This window comes from Geomonas limicola (genome assembly GCF_014193675.1).
GTDB lineage: Bacteria > Desulfobacterota > Desulfuromonadia > Geobacterales > Geobacteraceae > Geomonas > Geomonas limicola.
The window spans coordinates 145,925-165,244 of the sequence record NZ_BLXZ01000006.1; the positions used below are offsets into that span (position 1 = coordinate 145,925).

The window sequence follows — 19,320 nt, forward strand, 5'->3', positions numbered from 1 at the left end:
TTCGCGTTAAGGGAGAGCCCGCGTGTCCAAGAGCCTCGGCCCGATAAAACTGATCATCTTCGACCTGGACGGCACCCTCATCCACTCGCTGCCCGATATCGCCGACGCGGTGAATCACGTGCGCCAGGACTTCGGCAAGGGGAAGCTCGGCCTTGACGAAGTGCGGCTTCTGGTTGGCAAGGGTGCCCGCTCCCTCATCGAGCGCGCCCTTCCCGAGGCGGGCCCTGAGCAGGTCGACGAGGCACTCGAGCGCTACCTCGGTTACAACCTGGCCCACATCGTCGACAAGACCCGCCCCTACCCAGGCGTGGTGCAGACCCTGGAGGAGCTCATCCGGCGCGGTTTTCCGCTGGTCGTCTTGTCCAACAAGAACGTGGCGCTGTGCCGCGAGGTGTTGACCGAGCTCGGCCTTGCCAAGCTGCTCCCTTCCGTGTACGGTGCCGACTCCTTCCCGTATCGCAAGCCGTCGCCCGAGCCGGTCCTGGCCGTCCTCAAGGAGTACGGGGTTGCGCCGCGCGAGGCGGTCCTGGTGGGGGACAGCATCAACGACATGGCGGCAGGTCAGGGGGCCGGCGTGTACACCGTTGGGTGCAGTTACGGCTACGGCGAGAACGAGGAGTTGGCGGGGTCCGATTTCCAAGTCCATGATTTTGCGTCATTGCTGGAGCTTCCTTTTTTCTTACAAAATAATTCGGCAATGAAAAAAGGCTAAAGTTTTTTCAAGCCCTGCCGATATGGTGGTATAAACCAACCTTCAGGAGTAAATAGCACAATGAAAATAGATGAGCTGAATCAGAAGCCGGGACTTGCCTACCTAGTAGGCGGGCGTGCCGACAAAGCAGAGCCGGCGGACGTTTCCGCGGATGTGGCGGGCAAGCCGCAGACCGGAGCGGACAAGGTTGAGCTTTCCGGTTACATTCCGGTTGTCCCGAGCTCAGAGCGTCAGCAGGGGCTCCGGGTCGATCGGGTAGCCGAGCTCAAGGCACAGATTGCGAGCGGTACCTATCAGGTGCCAGCGACCGCGATAGCCGAGAAGATGATCGCCAAATTTGCCGGCAGTGGGGCGAGCAACTAGTAGAAAAAATATTGACAGACGCACACGGAGTGCGGTATTAATGTCGCTCTACTAAGCGGGAATAACTCAGTGGTAGAGTGTCAGCTTCCCAAGCTGAAGGTCGCGGGTTCGAATCCCGTTTCCCGCTCCAAGAAATTCAAGGGCTTAGCCAATCAAGGCTAAGCCCTTTTTCGTTGCCTTTGACCATTTGCAACCGTTTTTGCAACCGTTTTGCTGAAACCCATTTCACCGTCAAATACGCAGCATTTGCTCGGATCCTAAAAGTGCAGTGGCCGAGTCCACTCTGGGCCATTGCCGCATTTGTAATCGATAGGTTCGCCCCTCTGAAGCTTTAACGGCGCTGGATCCCAAGCCATTTCCGGATTGGCTCTTCCGCACCCTGCACCGATCCGCCAACGATTGCCAATCCCCTCGACACCGTAGCAGTTGGGCAAATCTTGCGGATATCACTCTCGCTGCGCCCCATGCCACTGCCTTCGTGGGTACAAAACGGAACGATTGTTTTTCCCGCGAACTCGTACTCTTCCAGAAAACTGAATACGGCCATCGGCATGGTCCCCCACCAGTTGGGATACCCGAGATAGATTACCTCGTACTCCGAGAGGTCCACGAGGTGCGCGGAGAGTTCCGGCCGGAAATTCTGCCGTAATTCCTTTTTTGAAACCTCGGTCGTCTCGTGATAATCAGCCGGGTACTGCTGCACGGTCTCTATTTTAAACAGTGCGGCACCGGTGAGGTGCTGTACGATGTGCGCCGCAACCTCCGTGTTCCCCACCGTCAGGTTCACGATGTTTCCTCCGACATAGTTGCTGCCAGCACGCGAATAATACGCAATCAAACTTCTACCGTTGCTCATCATGACCATCCTTTCTCATTTTGGCACGGCGTCCAACGACTTGCCTCGGAATGTTCCTCTCCGCACCTTTGGGGTTGGGCACATACTACCTTAGAAAATCAGGCCGCGTTAGCCAGATCCTGCTCTATTTTTGCCCGATTCTCCCGTTTGGCGATAATATGTTGAAAGCCAATTGCCGGCAGGGTAGTATAATTACAGTCTTTGTGCCGGCAACTGGTTAAGTAAGATAGCAAAATCGGAGGTCTCCATGGAAGAGGGGATGATGTCATTAAACGAGGCCATTGCTCGATGGACCGAACGGGGGGAGTTGTACACCACGGCGATTTCGGATCTCGCCCTGTTCAGGCGGCCGAAGCCTACTGAGCCGATGAGCGGTTTATATGAGCCGAGCGTCTGCCTGGTGACCCAGGGTGCCAAACTGGTGCAATTCGGTGACGACTCCCTGGTCTATGACGCCGAACACTTCCTTATTACGGCCATTCATATGCCCACCCTGGTCCAGGTGACCCAAGCAAGCCCGGAAAAGCCCTACCTTGGGCTCAAACTGAAGCTCGACCTGCGCGAAGTCTCGCAACTGATACTTGACTCGAACCTCCCCAAGCCGCGGCCCCAACCCACCAGTCGTGGCATGGCGACCGGCGCAGTCACACCGCAACTCGTTGACGCCTTCAGGCGCCTGGTTGCGCTGCTGGACGATCCGATGGATATCCCGATAATGGCGCCAGTCATTCAAAAGGAGATTGCCTACCGCCTCCTGACCAGTGACCAGGGGGACCGGTTGCGCCAGATAGCTGCCACCGGGAGCCAGAGTAGCCAGATAGCACGAGCGGTCGACTGGCTGAAAGGCAACTTCAGCCTTCCGCTGAGAATCGAGGATCTGGCAACCCACGTCAATATGAGCACCTCCACCTTCCACCACCACTTCCGCAGCCTGACCGCCATGAGTCCGTTACAGTACCAGAAGATGCTGCGTCTCAACGAGGCGCGGCGCCTGATGCTGGCCGAGCGTCTCGATGCAACCACGGCTGCCTTCAACGTCGGATATGAGAGCGCTTCGCAGTTTTGTCGGGAGTACGGCCGTCTTTTCGGTGCACCGCCCTTGCGAGACATCAACAGGTTGCGGCAGGCATCCCTCGCAGCCTGAGCCCTTCAGGCCCATTGGAATAACAGAAAAAGGGGAGGGCAGCCTTGGCTGTCCCTCCCTTTGTTTACTGTCCCACTCACCAGCAGCTCCCCACCGGATATTACTCTTCCCGACCTGATAACCGCTCGTGACGACCGACGCCGACCAGCTTTTGCCTTTCTACCGGTGCCGTCAGTTGGCTCCAGCCCTTGGATCAGCTCGTGCCTCTCGAACTCCCCCCTTACGCCTTGTCAGCACCACACTTTTTTGGCCGGATCAGACGATCAGGCAAAAATGAAGCAGGATCGAAATACCTGGTATTTTGCTGCAGGTGTATGCTCCAAAGTAACGAATGTCTTGAGGAGGACAACATGAAAAAACGCAACTTGGGCAAGAGCGGCCTCGAAGTTTCGGCCATCGGCATGGGCTGCATGAATCTCAGCTTCGGCACCGGCAAGGCGGTCGACATCAGCGAAGGCGTCAAGGTGATCCGCGCCGGATATGACAAGGGGATCACCTTTTTCGATACGGCAGAGGCCTACGGCCCTTTCACGAATGAGGAGCTTGTCGGCCAGGCATTAGAGCCCATCCGCCAGAAGGTCATCATAGCCACGAAATTCGGGATGATTTCCGAGGAGGGGGGGCTCAACAGCAGGCCGGAACACATCAAGAAGGTAGCAGAGGCCTCGTTGAGGCGCCTGAAGACCGACTACATTGACCTCTTTTACCAGCATCGCGTTGACCCTACGGTGCCGATTGAAGAGGTGGCGGGGGCAGTGCAAGAGCTCATCCGGGCAGGAAAGGTCAGACACTTTGGCCTGTCTGAGGCAGGAGCCGAAACCATTCGCCGCGCTCACACTGTGCAGCCGGTGGCCGCAGTGCAGAATCAGTATTCCATCTGGACCCGCGAGCCGGAAGCTGAGGTGTTGCCGGTGTGCGAGGAACTGGGAATCGGCTTCGTCCCCTGGGGGCCGCTCGGCACAGGTTTTCTAACCGGTGCTATCACCCCGGACACCGAGTTCGACAGCAGCAGTGACCTGCGGGCGTCTTTTCCCCGGTTCACCAAGGAAGCCATGCGAGCCAACATGCCTTTGGTGGAGATGCTGAACGAGGTAGCCCGCAGCAAGGGAGTCTCTACTGTGCAGATTGCACTTGCCTGGCTTCTGGCACAAAAGCCGTTCATCGTACCGATCCCCGGCATGGATAAGCTCGAATACATCGAAGACAACATAAAGTCCGCCGACCTGGAGCTGACGCCGACCGACCTGCAGGAGATCGAAAGGCGACTAGCGGGCATCGCTGTCCAGGGGGACCGACTCTCCAAGGAGCTCTTGGCTCTCTCAGAGGAATAGCAGAGTCCTACCCCTGCCATCCTAATTTCAAAGAAGGTACCGAACCTAACAGGAGAACGACGTGAACAATTTCATTTTTAGCATTCCCACCACCGCTTATTTCGGCAAAGGGCAGATCGAAATCCTCGGCGAGACGATCAAGGCCCACGGCGGCTCACATGTGCTGCTTGCATATGGCGGCGGAAGCATCAAGCAAAACGGCATCTACGAGGTGATCCTCGAGCAGTTTCGCAAGACTGGTATTACCCACGTGGAGTTGAGCGGGATTCAGCCGAATCCGAGGATTGAAAGCGTAGAGGCGGGGATCGCAATCTATCGTAAAAACGACTGCGATTTCATCCTGGCGGTAGGGGGCGGGTCGACTTTGGACGCGTGCAAGGCTATTGCTGCCGGCGTGAAATACAGTGGCCCGGTGACCGATCTCTTTGTGGATGAGTCGGGCATCTCGTCCAAAATCACTGAAGTAGCCCCGCTAGCGACCATCCTGACCATGGCAGGAACCGGCTCCGAGCTGGACATGGGAGGTGTCATCACCGTCGGCGAAGACCACAAGAAAAAGGTCGTCCTGCATCCCCTTCTCAATCCGAAGTTTTCCATCCTCGATCCTGAGTACACCTACACCGTGCCGGAGTACCATTCCATGGCCGGTGTCGCCGACATCCTCTGCCACCTGATGGAGCAATACTTCACTCCGGAGGTTGGCGCCAGCGTCCAGGACCGCATGAACGAAGGCGTCATGAAGTCTGTTTTTGAGGAGGCTCCCAAAATTCTGGCAAACCCCACGGACTATGACGCCCGTGCCAACATCATGTGGGCCAGTTCCATGGCCTTGGCCGGATTCCAGTTCGTGCTCGGCAAGCCGGGGTTCCCCTTCCCGCTGCACGGCTTGGGGCATGAGCTCTCCAGCAGGTACGACATGACCCATGGCGTCACACTTGCGCTTTTGACGCCTGCCTGGATGCGTCACACCATGAGGACCGCTCCGGAGCACCTGCCGGTATTCGCCAAATTCGCCCGCAATGTCATGGAGGTCCGTGAGGAGGACGACGCCAAAGCGGCAGAAGAAGGCGTTAAAAAGCTGGAAGCGTTTTACTCGGCCATCAAGATGCCGGCGAACCTGCGCGAGGCAGGTGTCAAGGCTGACGACCTGGACGTGATGGCTGAGAAAGCGGTGGAAAACGGGAAGCTGGGCATTCTGACCTCCATTGGTAAGGACGAGGCCCTTCAGATCATGCAGATGGCATTTTAACCACTCCTGAAAGGACAGCGAAATGAAGGCAATTGCGATAAACGGCAGCCCGAGACCGGGCGGCAATACGGAAATCCTGCTCAAGAAAACCCTGGAGCCCTTGGAGGCCGCCGGTTGGGACACGGAATACCTGCGGGTCAGCGGGAAACCGCTGCGGGGCTGCGTAGCCTGCATGAAGTGCGTCGAGAAGCAAAACGGCAGGTGCGCCATTGAAAGCGACGCCATGAATCAGTACATCGAAAAGATGTTCGCCGCCGACGCGATCATACTCGGCTCGCCGACCTACTTCGCCGACGTTACCGCCGAGCTTAAGGCCCTGATCGACCGGGCCGGTTTCGTCGCCTTGGCTAACGGCGGCGCCTTCAGCGGCAAGATAGGCGCTGCGGTTGTGGCAGTACGACGCGGTGGGGGGACCCACGTCTTCGACACCATCAATCACCTGTTCCTCACCTCATCGATGATCGTCCCCGGCTCCATCTATTGGAACTTGGGCGTCGGGTGCATTCAGGAAGAGGTGCGCGAAGACGAGGAGGCAATGCGGAACATGAGCCACCTCGGCGAGACTATCGCTTGGCTCGGCAGGGGGCTGGCGGCAGCCTCCGTCGCTGCTCCGTTTCCGAAGGTTGCGGTGGAGCTGCATTAGGCACGTGCCCAGGAGTCGTAATGACTGATTCAACACAATCGGAAATATGCGTAGATACCGACGCCTTTGCCCTGGCAGAGCCTAGGCCCACATGGTACGTGCTTGGTGTGCTGAGCCTGTTGATGGGTTTTGCATCGATCTCGACCGATCTTTATCTGCCTGCGATGCCGTTGATGAGTCAGGCATTGCAGACCAATGCCGGAACGATCGAGTGGACCATTTCGGGTTACCTGATCGGCTTCAGTTCGGGGCAGCTATTATGGGGGCCACTCAGTGACCGCTTCGGTCGTCGGCTTGCGGTCGGTAGCGGGTTGCTCCTCTTTGTCATCGGGTCCGCCGGCTGCGCACTGTCGAACGATGCCATGACCTTGATCGGTTGGCGCATCGTGCAAGCGCTTGGTGCTTGCGCCAGTGTTGCCCTTTCGCGTGCCATGGTACGTGACCTTTATGAGGGAACCAGGGCCGCCCAGATGCTGTCCACCCTGATCACGGTGATGGCTGTTATGCCCCTGGTCGGTCCGCTGCTCGGCGGGCAGATTGTGGCGGTGTCAGGCTGGCGGGCCATCTTCTGGTTTCTCGTCGCAGTCGGCTTGGTCACCCTGGGTGCGCTCTACACCATCCCTGAAACTCTGCCAGCCGAACGTCGGAACAGGGAACCTCTCGGCAGGGCCTTGTTGCGTTATTTCGAGTTACTTACCAAGCGTCGGTTGCTGGGATATCTCGGGGCAGGAGGCTTTCTCTATGCCGGCATGTTTGCTTACGTTGCCGGCACACCCTTCGTCTATATCAGCTACTACCACGTCCCGGCTCGATGCTACGGATTACTGTTTGGCCTCGGGATTATCGGCATCATGTTGGCGAATACCCTAAACCGGAAGCTGGTCAGCCGCTTCGGTTATGACAGCGTCCTGATGGTGGGAGGCATTGTGGCCCTGGGCACCGGCATATGGGCCGGTTTCGCAGCTCACAGCGGCGTGGGGGGACTGTGGGGGCTAGTGGTACCATTGTTACTGTTTGCCTCAACCACAGGTTTCATCGTGGCCAACTCGATTACTGGCGCCCTGGCTGACTTTCCTCAAAACGCCGGAGCCGTCTCGGCCTTGACCGGGGCCGTCCAGTACGGCAGCGGCATCTTCGGTTCTGGACTCGTGGGGCTGTGGTCTAACGGTACACCGTGGCCGCTGGGCTTGGTAGTTGCCCTGAGCGGCGTCGGCTGTCTGCTCTCGATGATACTTTTGCTCCCTTCAAAAGAGCAGAAATAGCCGCTCTTTCAGCCTAAAGGAGAATCGATTATGGAAAAGGTTATTCTGAATAACGGGGTTGAGATGCCCATTCTCGGGTTCGGAGTGTACCAGGTGCCCGATGCTGAAGAGTGTGAAAGGAGCGTCTCCGAAGCCCTCGGGGTCGGCTACCGCTTGATCGACACCGCAGCCGCGTACCTGAACGAAGTGGCTGTCGGCAATGCAGTGAGGAAAAGTGGCATTGCGCGGGAAGAGCTTTTCGTTACCACCAAGCTGTGGATCCAGGACGCTGGCTACCATAACACCAAGCAAGCCTTCGAAAAATCGCTGAACAAGCTGCAGCTCGATTACCTTGACCTCTACCTGATTCACCAGCCTTTCGGAGACATCTACGGCTCTTGGCGGGCAATGGAGGAACTCTACCGCTCCGGAAAAATCAGGGCGATCGGGATAAGCAATTTTCACCCGGACCGGGTGATGGACCTCATCGTACACAATGAGGTGCTACCTGCCGTCAATCAAGTCGAGGTCCACCCTTTCTGCCAGCAAGTCGACGTCCACAAATTCCTCGATGAGAACCGGGTGCAAATAGAATCCTGGGGACCCTTTGCCGAAGGGAAGAACGACATCTTTAATAATGACGTGTTGCGGTCCATTGGCAGCAAGTACGGCAAAACGATCGCCCAGATCGTCCTGCGCTGGCTGACGCAGAGAGGGATTGTCGCAATCCCCAAATCGGTTCGCCCGGAACGGATGAGGGAGAATTTCGATGTGCTCGATTTCACCCTGAGCACTGAGGACATGTCGGCCATAGCGACGCTGGATCGGAAACAGAGCAGCTTCTTCGACCACCGCGACCCGGCGATGGTCAAGTGGCTGGGAGAGAGAAAACTCGAGCTCTAAGCGACAGGGGAAAGGCAGGGCTGCAGGGGGTAATACTCTCGCCGGGGAAACCAGAGCGTGAGTTCCTGTGGTGCAACCTTAAAAGGAGAGCACGTCATGCAAAAAAGAGTTCTAGGGAAGGTTCTGGAAGTCTCAGCAATCGGTTACGGAGCGATGGGACTCAGTCATGGGTACGGTCCGGCAACCGACAGGAAGGAGGCTGTTGCGCTGATCAGGGCTGCAGCGGAGCGCGGCGTGACCTTCTTCGATACCGCCCAGATTTACGGCACGGAGAATGAGGAAATCGTGGGCGAGGCTCTTGAGCCTATCCGCGAGCAGGTGGTCATCGCCACCAAGTTCGGATTTGAACTTGGGCGCACCGACAAGCAGCAGGTTCTCAACAGCCGGCCCGAGTACATCCGGCAGGTGACAGAGGGATCCCTCAAGCGGCTTCGGGTCGAGGCGATCGACCTTTACTACCAGCACCGGGTCGACCCGAACGTTCCCATTGAAGAGGTTGCCGGCACAATCAGGGACTTGATCGCCGAGGGGAAGGTAAAGCACTTCGGCTTGTCAGAGGCAGGAGTGGGGAGCATACGCCGAGCTCATGCGATACTGCCGGTTACTGCCGTTGAAAGTGAGTACTCGATGATGTGGCGACAGCCCGAAGACGAACTATTGCCGGTCCTTGAGGAACTCGGCATCGGCTTCGTCCCCTTCAGTCCCCTGGGAAAGGGCTTTTTGACCGGTCGTTTCGACAAAAGCTCCACCTTCGACAGCTCGGATTTTCGCAGCATCGTTCCCCGTTTTTCTCCGGAGAATCTCGATGCCAACCAGGCGCTGGTCAAATTGGTCAGGGATATCGCTGCCGACAAGCAGGCGGCACCGGCCCAGATCGCCCTGGCCTGGGTGCTGGCCCAAAAGCCGTGGATCGTGCCGATCCCCGGGACCACCAAGCTGCACCGCCTTGAGGAGAACCTCGGTGCGGCCGCCGTGGAACTGACCTCCGACGAGCTCAAGGGCATCGCGGACGCCCTCGCCAAGATCGAGGTACATGGGGATCGCTACCCTGCCCACTTGCAGCAGCGCGTGGGACGGTGAAACCGGCATATCGACAGCGACAAGGAACTCCTGCTGAACGTTATCGCCCGGTTCGTCCCCTACGTCGGTCTTCTCCGAGCACTGAATGGCGGTGCGCTGCCTGACTGAAGCCGGAAAGTGCGGGTAGCGAACGGGCGGGGCGCCCGGATGAAGGAGACATTGCAAGGGGACAAACTCAATGACTCACGTGGCCATGCCATTACTCTCTGCTTGGCAGAACTTTTACGTCATGGTCGGTTCGGCCGCCGCTGCGGTCATCGCCATTCAGTTCGTGGTGATCACTCTGATCGCCAACCTGCGCCGGCCTGCCCCGGCAGAAACCATCAGCGCCTTCGCGACGCCGACCGTGGTCCAGTTGGGAAGCGCTCTGCTGGCCGCGGCCATCATGAACGCCCCATGGTCTTCGCTGTGCGCCGCGGCGCTCGTGCTTGGCCTTTTCGGCCTGGGCGGGCTCGCCTACGAGGCCACCGTCATCCGTCGCGCCCGCCGCCAGACCTACTACAAACCGGAGCGGGCGGACTGGATCTGGTATGCACTGCTGCCCGGGATCGCCTACGCGACCATCTCCGTTGCCGCACTGTTCCTGTGGACTTACTCCTGCCCGGCGCTTTTTGCCGTCGGAGCGGGCGTCCTCGCCCTGCTGTTGGTCGGCATCCACAACGCGTGGGACACGGTCATCCATATCGTCGTCGTACGACTCCCCGGCGAGGCCGGGGAGTAGCGCTGTGGGGAGCAATTTGACATGAAAACGTTCCTTGTCCTGGCATTCGCCGGTGTCCTGATGCTGATCGATACGGCCATTTCGGAGGCGCACATCATGCAAAACCATTTGAATGCAAAACAGCGGGCGATCATCCCGATCGCCTCCTTTACTGCCAACGGCGATCTCGACAGGCTGCGGGTCGCACTGAACGAGGGACTCGATGCCGGACTAACCGTGGGTGAGGTCAAGGAAATCCTCGTTCAGCTGTATGCGTACGCCGGCTTTCCCCGCAGCCTGAACGGCCTTGGCACCTTTATGGCCGTGCTGGACGAGCGGGGAAAAAAAGGGATCAGGGACCGGGAGGGAAACGCGTCAAGCCCCATGCCGGCCAACAAAAGCAGCCTGGAACTTGGTACGGAGAACCAGACCAAGCTGGTCGGCCAACCGGTGGCCGGGCCGCTTTACGAGTTCGCCCCGGAAATCGACAGGTTCTTGAAGGCCCACCTCTTTGGCGACATCTTCCAGCGCGACGTGCTGACGTGGCAAGACCGCGAAGTGGCAACAGTGGCCGCTTTGGCCACTATCGAGGGTGTTAATCCCCAATTGCAGGGTCATGTGGCCATTGCTCTGCACAACGGCCTGACACCGGAACAACTGCGGGAGGTTGTCGGTGTCCTGCACCTACAGTGCGGTCCGAAGGTTGCGGAGAATGCCGGTGCCGTTCTTGAACGGGTGTTGGCCTCCAGGAAACCTGTGACGGTTGCTGGCGGCCCGGTGGCGAACCAGCCGAAGAGTGCCGTACACGGAGCGAAGGAGAGCCCGCGGCGCGCTGAAATGCCAGACGGCGGGCTCTTTCCTCGGGGAGAGATCAACGAGAAGTATGCCAAATACTTTACCGGCACCAGCTACCTCAACATGCTGACCACGGAACGTGTTTTTATAGACAACGTGACCTTCGAGCCCGGCTGCCGCAATTTCTGGCATATCCACCACAAGGGGGGGCAGATTCTGCTCGTCACCGGCGGACGCGGGTGGTACCAGGAATGGCGAAAACCGGCCCGAGAGCTCCGCGCCGGCGACGTGGTGAACATCCCTCCGGAAACCAGGCACTGGCACGGAGCTACGAAGGACAGCTGGTTCTCGCATGTGGCAGTGGAAGTCCCGGCAGATGGAGGATCCACCGAATGGCTTGAGCCGGTGTCCGACGAGGCATACAACCGGCTACCGGACTGATCGCGGGTAGAAGGCTAATGACTGCCATAATGAAAGGGGGATCAAGATGAAGGCTAACGATGAAGGCGGCTACAGCCGCCGACAGTTTCTGAAGGGGTGTGGGTTGGGTGCCGGGTCCCTTGTTTTGCTCGGCCAGTTTGGGATTCATTCCGCTGCCTGGGCTCTCTCAGGAGAGCCCGTCCTTAAAATGGTGCTGGTGGATTACAGCAAGTGTACTGGTTGCCGCACCTGTGAAACTGCCTGCTCTGCGAGCAACCATCCGGTGCCGGTCGGCGGTAAGGAGTTGCCGGGACTTGGCAATCCTTATTATGCAAACATCAGGCTCCACAACTTCAATCCCGATGTGGACGTGGCCAACGTCTGTGCCATGTGTGCCGACACCCCTTGCGTCAGGGCCTGCCGGGTTGAGCCTGACGGCGAAACCGGCCGGCGTGCCCTGTACCGGGACGAAGCGACCCATACCATCCGCAACGATTCGGCTCGCTGCATCGGATGCCGCAGTTGCGCCTGGGCCTGTGCCTCGCAAAGGACCGGGACGATCAGCCCAAACCCGGCAACGGGAAAGCCGGAGAGGATGTGCACACTGTGCGGTGGCGACCCGCAGTGCGTGAAAAAATGTCCGTTCTCGGCACTGTCGTACGTTGAAGTCCGAAACAACAGGAAATTCTACGGGCAAGGCCCTGAAAAAATTGCAGCCCAACTGGCCAGGAACTGGTACGGAACGGCCGATTTCGGAGGTTTGAAATGAGCAGTAAGGCTGGATATCACGGTGTTGTCCTCAGCGTGGACCTCTCCACGGGGAAGTCCCAGAAGATACCCATTCCCCCGGAAGATTTCGACAACTTCGTCGGGGGGCAGGGGCTTGGTATCAAGATTCTTTGGGACCGGCTCAAGAGGCCGGGAGTCGACGCGCTATCTCCGGAAAACCCCCTCCTCTTCATGCCGGGACCGTTCTCGGGACTTCCGGTCCCTTCCTCCTCCCGAACCTGCGTGGTGACCAAGTCGCCCATCACGGCTCCCCGGAAAAGCGACCATTCCCATGCCTCGACCGTTACCTACTCGAACATGGGTGGGTTTTTCGGACCTGAAATCCGTTTTGCCGGCTACGACGGGATTGTCATAACCGGCAAGGCACCGGCGCTTTCCTACCTGGTGATCGATGACGCAAAGGTGGAGATCCGCGACGCCGGCAAGTTCAAGGGGATGCGAACGGACGCCTTTGACAGGGCGATTCTTGAAGAACTGGGCGACCGCAAATTTAAAACCGTCTATATCGGGCCTGCCGGGGAGAACCTCGTCCCCTACTCCAGCATCCTGCATACCGCCGGGAGGGCCGCCGGCAGGGGAGGCTCCGGCTGTGTCATGGGCTCAAAGAACCTTAAGGCGATTGCGGTGCGGGGTACCGGGCAGCCCGGTGTCGCCGACCATGCCGGGTTTCTTTCGGCGCTAGAAAAGGCCAGGAAGGTCCTCAATGGTTCGGCGTACGCCAAATCGTGGGCTGAACAAGGAACGGCCCGGGGCATCGTTGGTAACAGTAAGGCCGGGACCGAGTCTGTCCGTAACTACCGGGAAGGAACCTTTAGCGAAGCCGAGAAGATCGGCGGGGAAGCGGCAAGGCGCGACGTCTGGGTGCGAGACATCGCCTGTTACTGCTGCCCGCTGGCCTGCAAAAAGAGCGGGATGACCAGGGGGAAATACGGTGGGGTTGTCCACGATGGCCCCGAGTACGAGACCGGGGTCATGCTTGGCTCAAATCTGCTGATATCCGACATGGCGGGCCTGCTGAAGGCGATCACCACCATCGACGATCTCGGGCTGGATCAGATCTCCACCGGAAACGTCATCGGTTTTCTCATGGAGGCCTACGAGCGCGGGATGATAAGCCGGAGCTTTCTGGACGGTATAGATCTCAAATGGGGGAGCGTCGATGCGACCCTTGCCATGATAGAGAAGATCGCCGCCAAAGAGGGTGTGGGAGCACTGGCCGCCGAGGGTGTACGAGCGCTCGCCTGGCAGATCGGTAAAGGGAGCGAGAAGTTCGCTATCCATGTGAAGGGGCTTGAGCTGGCCGCTCACAACATTCAGGCCAACCCGCCCCGGGGGCTTTCCTACGCAACCGCTTCGAGGGGAGCTTGCCACATGAGCGGAGACAGTGCTGCCATGCAGAACAGGCGGGCGATGCTTGATTCGACCGGCATGTGCTTTTTCCCGACCTTCGAACCAGCCCTGGAAGAGCCTATGCTTTCCCTGCTGAGTGCGATAACTGGACGAACGTTCGACAAGGCAGAGTTTGAAAAAACGGGCGAGAGGATCTTCAACTTGGAGAAGATGTTCAACTACCGTGAGGGGTTCCGCCGTGAAGACGACAGGCTGCCTGACCGCTTCTTTGAAGACGCTTTCACCGTTGGGCCCAAGAAGGGAGCAGTGCTCGACCGGGATCTCTTCGAGACAACCCTTACCGAGTATTACAGGGAGCGCGGATGGGACCCGAAAACCTCCAGCCCAGAAAAAGTGAAGCTAAAGGAACTCGGGCTGGATGGTTTGAGCAGCTAAGTCTTTTGGTTTATCTTTGGTGATGAGGTTGAAAGGGCGCATTCTTAAGCTGAAGGCCGCGGGTTCGAATCCCGTTTCCCGCTCCAAAGACAAACCAAACCCCGGCAGCCGAACAGGCTGTCGGGGTTTTTGTATTCCAGGAAGTATCAGAAGTTTTCTGGAAAATGAAGCCGTGGAGAGGTACCGGGTTTTGCAATATTTGAGGTGTAGCTTTTCCTTTGGGCCCCTCTATGTCCTCCGTGGTTACAGGTTTAGGCTCATGGTTGATTCCCGCCGTATCCCCTTCATCCCCTTCATCCCTGTTGTTTTTCTGAGGTTCAGTCCGCGTTTTTTGGTATAAAGGATTTTCCTCTCTTTGCCTGAGGTGTGGCTTTTCCCCTGTGTCCTTTGTGGTGAGGTCTTTATGTATCTCGCAGTATCCGAAGTTATCGACTGGCAGCACCCGGAAATCCTGTCCCTTGCGGCTACTCTTGCCAACGGTTCCCCGTCCGTCCAGCAGACGGCCCAGCACTGCTTTGAGTGGGTGCGCGACGAGATACGCCACAGCTCGGACTACAAGCTGAACCCGGTCACCTGGAAGGCCTCCGACGCCCTGTCACACCGCACCGGCTACTGCTACGCCAAGAGCCACCTGCTGGCCGCCCTGTTACGCGCTAACGGCATCCCGGCCGGCTTTTGTTACCAGCGCCTGAGCCTCGATGGCAGCGGTGCTCCCTACTGTCTGCATGGCCTGAACGCCGTCCTGCTCCCCGACTACGGTTGGTACCGCATCGACTCGCGCGGCAACAAGGAAGGTATCGATTCCCAGTTCACCCCGCCCGTCGAGCGCCTCGCCTTTCCCATCCTGGACCCAGCCGAAGCCGACCTCCCCGAGATCTGGCCCGAGCCGTTGGAGTGCGTGCTAGCTGCCCTGCGTCGCCACGACGACTACCTCGAGCTCTACCACAACCTCCCCGACATCGAGCTCTTGCCCAGGTAAAGAGACAGTTCCCTAAGCGAACTCTCTGCACCCCGGCCAGGAAGCTCTGCACACCAGCCAGAAAAAGTTCTGTACCGTTTGAAGCGTTAACGCTTCCCTGCTTAGCGCTGATCTTCCGCCAGTGGTCCCTCCCCCTTCAAGGGGGAGGACAGGAGGGGGATGGGGATCAACCCAGGCAGGTCACATCTTGACCGCAGTGCTTATTTTTCGGTTCCTGTCTGTTGTGATTAAAACTGCCGGGTTTTTTATTTCCGGCTCCGTCTTCCCACCGCTAAGCACCTCGCATTTCTTAACGCACACCACGTTTAAGCAAAGTGACACCAGCTTTTTGTTATGTATGGTGTGACATAAGCTAAGTGACCCCTGCTTTAGCTTAAAAAACCGGATCGATTGCCGAGGGACCAGGACAAACAAACCCGAGAACGTGGCGATCAGGCATTTTCACCCTGGCAACTCGCCAATCGCCTCCATTTTAATCTTAACAAAGTCCCGACAGAGCTTTTCGACGCCTGCATTTTAGATTTCGCGCGGGTATTTTGCGGTGCAAGAACAGAATTTGGCCCCGGCGAGACCGTGAATTACTTAAACCAGGTGGCAGTTAGCTTAAAGTACCTGGCAATTAGCTTAAGTGAGCTGTCACTTAGCTTAAGTGAGCTGTCACTTAGCTTAAGTAAGCTGTCACTTAGCTTAAGTAAGCTGTCACTTAGCTTAACGATGGGGATTCTAGCTTAAGCAAGGGGGCGTGTAGCTTAAGGCTAGGGACGTATGGCTTAAGCGTAGGGACATGTAGCTTACGATTGGAGGCTTGGGGCTTACGTGTGGGGACATCGGGCTTACGTGCGGCGGGGTTTGCGTAAGCGTGGGGACGTGGAGCTTAGTCGCAAAGATTTTAGCTTAGCTGAGGGATCCGATAGTCGCTGGTCGCGTGCGTAACCATAACGCCGAGGTCGCTGAGAATAATCGGCGTCCTCCAAGGCTTCACCCGAGGTGCTTTGATCAACGAGGGGGGGGGCAATTAAGCCGATCCCGAATTTTCGGTTTATTACGGGTTTCCTCTCTTTGCCTGAGGTTTGGCTTTTCCTCCGTGTCCCCTGTGGTCATGCTTGTGGTTATGCTTTGTTTTCATCCCCTGCATCCCATGTATCCCCGTTAGAATTAGTTTATGTTTTTCTTTTGCGGAATCCCCTTGGATTTTTCCTAGGAACGGTTTATCTGTGTAACGCGTGTGACGCACTACACATGGAGTGCCTGGAGAGGCGGAAGCCGAGGAGAGCTAGATGGGAATTTTTGATTTGTTAGCCGAAGCGCGTATCCGGGAATGGCAGGAACGTAGCCCGGAAGAGAAGAGACAACTGGCGGAACATGCCGTTACGATAACGGGCGACGAGCCGCTTGAGGTGCAGCTTTTCAAGGAAGTCATCGCCTTACGCAAGGCTGCGCAGAAAGAGCCGGAATCTGAGACCAAGGACGCGATGCTCGCCAAGGCCACCAAGCTGCAAATTCAGTTGATGGTGGTGCTCGAACAGTCGGGGCGCCCGCTGGCTGCTCAAAAGGTTGCGGAGAATATACGGCTGTGCCTGGCTGAAGAGGGATAAGTCGGGGGGGACAGAAAAAGTCCGGGGTCAGGCCTGAAAAAATGAAAGTTGAAGAACATCTTTCAGTCTTTCAGGCTTAACCCCAGGCACTCTTCACCCCGGAGGAGGAAGGCTTTTATCGAGGGCAGTGCTACTGTCGGCGCTCGGTCCTGTGCAGGCGCAGTTCTTCGGCTACCTTCCCGTCTGTCCCCGCCTCGAAGCGCTCCAATCTCTGGTGGATAAGCTGTAACTGCGCGCTGTTTTTCTCCATGATGTCTTTCAGGATGAGCTGCAGCTCCGTTCCCCGTTTGCCTGCCTGGCTCTTGAGGAGTTGCTTGCTCACCAGGTTCTCGAACCTGAGGACGGCCTTCAGCGTGTCCATCGGGCTGAGGCCTGCCCCGTCAATTTGCTCGGCAAGGCGTTCCACCAACTGCAGCGCCTCGGTAAGCCCGCTGCCCCGTCTGCGCTTGATCTCGGCCAGCGCCTTAACGAGCGCGGACTCGTGATCCTGGTCGTGCCCCATCATGGCGTCGAGGAGCTTCTTCAACTCAGGATCCCTGCAGATCACCACCGAGTTCGAGTGGAACTTTCCCGCCTGGTTTTCCAGCTTGATGGCGAGCATCAGGGCCTGCTCCGGATCCAGGTACCCGGTACGCATCCTTTCCAGAAGACGGTCCATCGCTTCGAGCGCCGCCTGGGTGTCGGTGTCGTTTACTGACAGGCCGACGACATCGCTGCGCTTCAGCTTGGCGAGCATCTTGAACTGGGCCGCGTGGGCCTCCTCTTCACGCGCAGTCTTGAACCACAGCGTCTGTATCTCCGGGAACTCCGCGTGCATCTGGGCGAACCTCTGGTAGACCTGGGCACACTTGAGCTCTATCTGCGCGCAGCGATCCAGAATCGCCAAAAAATCGGAGGGGAGGCGGGTGCTGTCTTTTCCGCCGGTAGTAGCCGTCATCGTTAACCCTCCCTGTGTCGAAACGTAGGAGAGGTTATAACCTGCCGGGGGTGGTACTGTCCAGTGCTTGTGAGGTCGATTCCGACATAAACGGCTTCCCGTGCGCGGCGCGTTGCCACCGGCTTCACGGTGCCGGCTGCCTCGGGGAGGGCGCGAAGGAGCACTGGCCCCATCCCCACCCCGACCCTCCCCTTGAAGGGGAGGGAGAAATCCTTGAGAGCGGACGATTCGGAAACTTCATGGTGCCAGGTCCTGAAACAACACTTTTGGTCGAGACTGATGATCTGGCTTACCATCTTTCTCGGTACCCGGGGATAGGAAAGCGATTGTCGCCGGGGCTCTCCGCGTGCTATAAGCACTGGAGTGAACCACGAGACTTCCTGTGGTTTTTTCGTGCTCACCTACAGGAGTTCCACCGATGTCGTTTGCCTCTCTTGGCCTGCACCCCGAGCTTTTGACCGCCCTCGCCGACCAGCCCGACTTCCAGCACCCGTACCCGATTCAGAAAAGGGTGATTCCCGCAATCCTTAAGGGGAGGGATCTCCTCGCCATCGCGAAGACCGGCTCGGGCAAAACTGCCGCCTTCGTGCTCCCCTTGCTGCAGCTCATCCGTTCCCAGGCTCCCGAGGAGCAGAAGACCCTCAGGGTATTGGTCCTGGTGCCGACCCGCGAACTCGCCGCTCAGGTCGAGGGGGTGGCGAACCGGTTCGCCCGCCATCTGACTCCCCGGGTGAAAACCGGTGCAGTCTTCGGCGGGGTCGCCATCAACCCGCAGATGATCCTCCTGAAAGGGATCGAGTTCCTGGTCGCCACCCCCGGCCGGCTTCTCGAGCTGGTTGCCAAAAGGAGCGTCCAGCTCTCGGGCGTAGCCACCTTGGTGCTGGACGAGGCGGACCGGCTCTACGGGGACGATTTCCGCGAGGAACTCGATCAGGTTCTCACCCTTTTGCCGCAGAGACGGCAGAACCTCATGTTCTCGGCGACCTTCGCCGCGGAGCTGGAGGGTGTGGCGGCGAGCCGGTTGAGGGACCCTTTGCGGGTGGAACTTGTGGAGTCGTCGTCGGAACCGGGGCTGATCGCCCAAAAAATCTACGAGGTCGATGCCGCCCGCAAGGGTCCCCTGTTGCGGTTCCTGATAAAAGACGGCGATTGGAAACAGGTGCTGGTCTTCACCTCGTCGCAACGCAGGGCCGACAACGTGACGAAGAAGCTGCGTGACAACGGTATCGCCGCGGCCACTTTCCACAGCGGCATGAGCCAGGGGGGGAGAACCGCAGCACTTGCTGCCTTCAAAACCGGGGAACTGCGGGTGCTGGTCGCCACCGACCTGGCCGCTCGCGGGATTGACGTGCCCTATCTCCCCCATGTGGTCAACTACGAACTCCCGCGCTCGCCGACCGACTACCTGCACCGGATCGGCAGAACCGGGCGCGCCGAGAACGCCGGTGTCGCGGTCACGCTGCTTGCCCCCGAAGACCTGCACCAGTTCAGGGTCATCGAAAAACGGCTCGGCAGGCGGCTCCCCCGTATTGACAGCAGCGAGTTCGACCTGTACGGTTGCTGAGCCCCGGTCCCGCAACGGCTCCCGTCGAGAAAACGAAATCGGTAGATGAGGCGGCGGGGAGGTGGCTGAAGAGTTCTCCAGACAAACAAAAGGGCTTGCGATTTGATAGTCGCAAGCCCTTTTATCGTCTGCCCTCGGTGCCCGTGTGAGCTGAGGATGCTGGCTGAAAGATCCCTCTGTGGTCACGCTATGCGGCGCGCGGCCTCTACATCATCCTCGAAGCGGACCCCGGAG

At 58.3% G+C, this 19,320-nt stretch carries 18 protein-coding genes and 1 tRNA gene; 17 read left to right on the forward strand and 2 right to left on the reverse strand.

Features of this window, described 5'->3' with window-relative positions:
- The first annotated feature begins 22 nt into the window (after nt 1-22).
- From H7688_RS15365 to H7688_RS15375, 3 genes are all read left to right on the forward strand, one after another.
- The gene (locus tag H7688_RS15365; RefSeq protein ID WP_183362059.1) at nt 23-712 is read left to right on the forward strand and encodes an HAD family hydrolase; all 690 of its coding nucleotides are present in this window, start codon (nt 23-25) and stop codon (nt 710-712) included.
- A 60-nt stretch (nt 713-772) separates the two neighbouring features.
- Entirely contained in the window at nt 773-1,075 is a 303-nt protein-coding gene (flgM, locus tag H7688_RS15370; RefSeq protein WP_183362060.1) for a flagellar biosynthesis anti-sigma factor FlgM, read from the forward strand.
- Between the two features lie 55 nt (nt 1,076-1,130).
- Nucleotides 1,131-1,205 (forward strand) — tRNA-Gly (locus H7688_RS15375).
- 201 nt (nt 1,206-1,406) lie between these two features.
- Here H7688_RS15375 and H7688_RS15380 read toward each other — a convergent pair.
- Nucleotides 1,407-1,862 (reverse strand): flavodoxin, encoded by a 456-nt coding sequence (locus tag H7688_RS15380; protein WP_198424500.1) that lies wholly within the window; start codon nt 1,860-1,862, stop codon nt 1,407-1,409.
- Nucleotides 1,863-2,193: 331 nt separating this feature from the next.
- Here H7688_RS15380 and H7688_RS15385 point away from each other — a divergent pair, with 331 nt between their 5' ends.
- The 13 genes from H7688_RS15385 (at nt 2,194) to H7688_RS15445 (ending at nt 16,585) form a co-directional block, all read left to right on the forward strand.
- On the forward strand, nt 2,194-3,075 hold the full coding sequence (locus tag H7688_RS15385) for an AraC family transcriptional regulator (protein ID WP_308470309.1): 882 nt from the start codon (nt 2,194-2,196) through the stop codon (nt 3,073-3,075).
- Nucleotides 3,076-3,425: 350 nt separating this feature from the next.
- Complete coding sequence (locus tag H7688_RS15390) at nt 3,426-4,406, forward strand: aldo/keto reductase (protein ID WP_183362062.1); 981 nt, start codon at nt 3,426-3,428, stop codon at nt 4,404-4,406.
- Nucleotides 4,407-4,467: 61 nt separating this feature from the next.
- The gene (locus H7688_RS15395; protein ID WP_183362063.1) at nt 4,468-5,655 is read left to right on the forward strand and encodes an iron-containing alcohol dehydrogenase; all 1,188 of its coding nucleotides are present in this window, start codon (nt 4,468-4,470) and stop codon (nt 5,653-5,655) included.
- Nucleotides 5,656-5,677: 22 nt separating this feature from the next.
- Entirely contained in the window at nt 5,678-6,298 is a 621-nt protein-coding gene (locus H7688_RS15400) for a flavodoxin family protein (RefSeq protein WP_183362064.1), read from the forward strand.
- A 20-nt stretch (nt 6,299-6,318) separates the two neighbouring features.
- Nucleotides 6,319-7,560: a multidrug effflux MFS transporter gene (locus H7688_RS15405; RefSeq protein ID WP_183362065.1), complete on the forward strand. Its 1,242-nt coding sequence runs from the start codon at nt 6,319-6,321 to the stop codon at nt 7,558-7,560.
- Nucleotides 7,561-7,590: 30 nt separating this feature from the next.
- Nucleotides 7,591-8,442, forward strand: coding sequence for an aldo/keto reductase (locus H7688_RS15410; protein WP_183362066.1), 852 nt, complete (start codon nt 7,591-7,593; stop codon nt 8,440-8,442).
- Between the two features lie 96 nt (nt 8,443-8,538).
- A complete protein-coding gene (locus tag H7688_RS15415) occupies nt 8,539-9,522 on the forward strand; it encodes an aldo/keto reductase (protein ID WP_183362067.1) in 984 nt (327 codons plus the stop codon).
- A 229-nt stretch (nt 9,523-9,751) separates the two neighbouring features.
- On the forward strand, nt 9,752-10,243 hold the full coding sequence (locus tag H7688_RS15420; protein WP_183362068.1) for a hypothetical protein: 492 nt from the start codon (nt 9,752-9,754) through the stop codon (nt 10,241-10,243).
- Nucleotides 10,244-10,264: 21 nt separating this feature from the next.
- Nucleotides 10,265-11,458, forward strand: a complete 1,194-nt coding sequence (locus H7688_RS22520; RefSeq protein WP_209006550.1) for a carboxymuconolactone decarboxylase family protein — start codon at nt 10,265-10,267, stop codon at nt 11,456-11,458.
- A gap of 46 nt (nt 11,459-11,504) precedes the next feature.
- Nucleotides 11,505-12,206, forward strand: coding sequence for a 4Fe-4S dicluster domain-containing protein (locus tag H7688_RS15430; protein WP_183362069.1), 702 nt, complete (start codon nt 11,505-11,507; stop codon nt 12,204-12,206).
- Nucleotides 12,203-14,011: an aldehyde ferredoxin oxidoreductase family protein gene (locus H7688_RS15435; protein WP_183362070.1), complete on the forward strand. Its 1,809-nt coding sequence runs from the start codon at nt 12,203-12,205 to the stop codon at nt 14,009-14,011. Before H7688_RS15430 ends, H7688_RS15435 begins: the two co-directional genes overlap by 4 nt.
- 403 nt (nt 14,012-14,414) lie before the next feature.
- Entirely contained in the window at nt 14,415-14,990 is a 576-nt protein-coding gene (locus H7688_RS15440; protein WP_183362071.1) for a transglutaminase-like domain-containing protein, read from the forward strand.
- A gap of 1,277 nt (nt 14,991-16,267) precedes the next feature.
- Entirely contained in the window at nt 16,268-16,585 is a 318-nt protein-coding gene (locus H7688_RS15445; RefSeq protein ID WP_183362072.1) for a hypothetical protein, read from the forward strand.
- 130 nt (nt 16,586-16,715) lie between these two features.
- On the opposite strand, the gene H7688_RS15450 is transcribed toward H7688_RS15445, so the two are convergent.
- Complete coding sequence (locus H7688_RS15450; protein ID WP_183362073.1) at nt 16,716-17,522, reverse strand: ferritin family protein; 807 nt, start codon at nt 17,520-17,522, stop codon at nt 16,716-16,718.
- Between the two features lie 418 nt (nt 17,523-17,940).
- Between H7688_RS15450 and H7688_RS15455 the strand changes: the two genes are divergently transcribed.
- A complete protein-coding gene (locus H7688_RS15455) occupies nt 17,941-19,086 on the forward strand; it encodes a DEAD/DEAH box helicase (RefSeq protein WP_183362074.1) in 1,146 nt (381 codons plus the stop codon).
- The last annotated feature ends 234 nt before the right edge of the window (nt 19,087-19,320 follow it).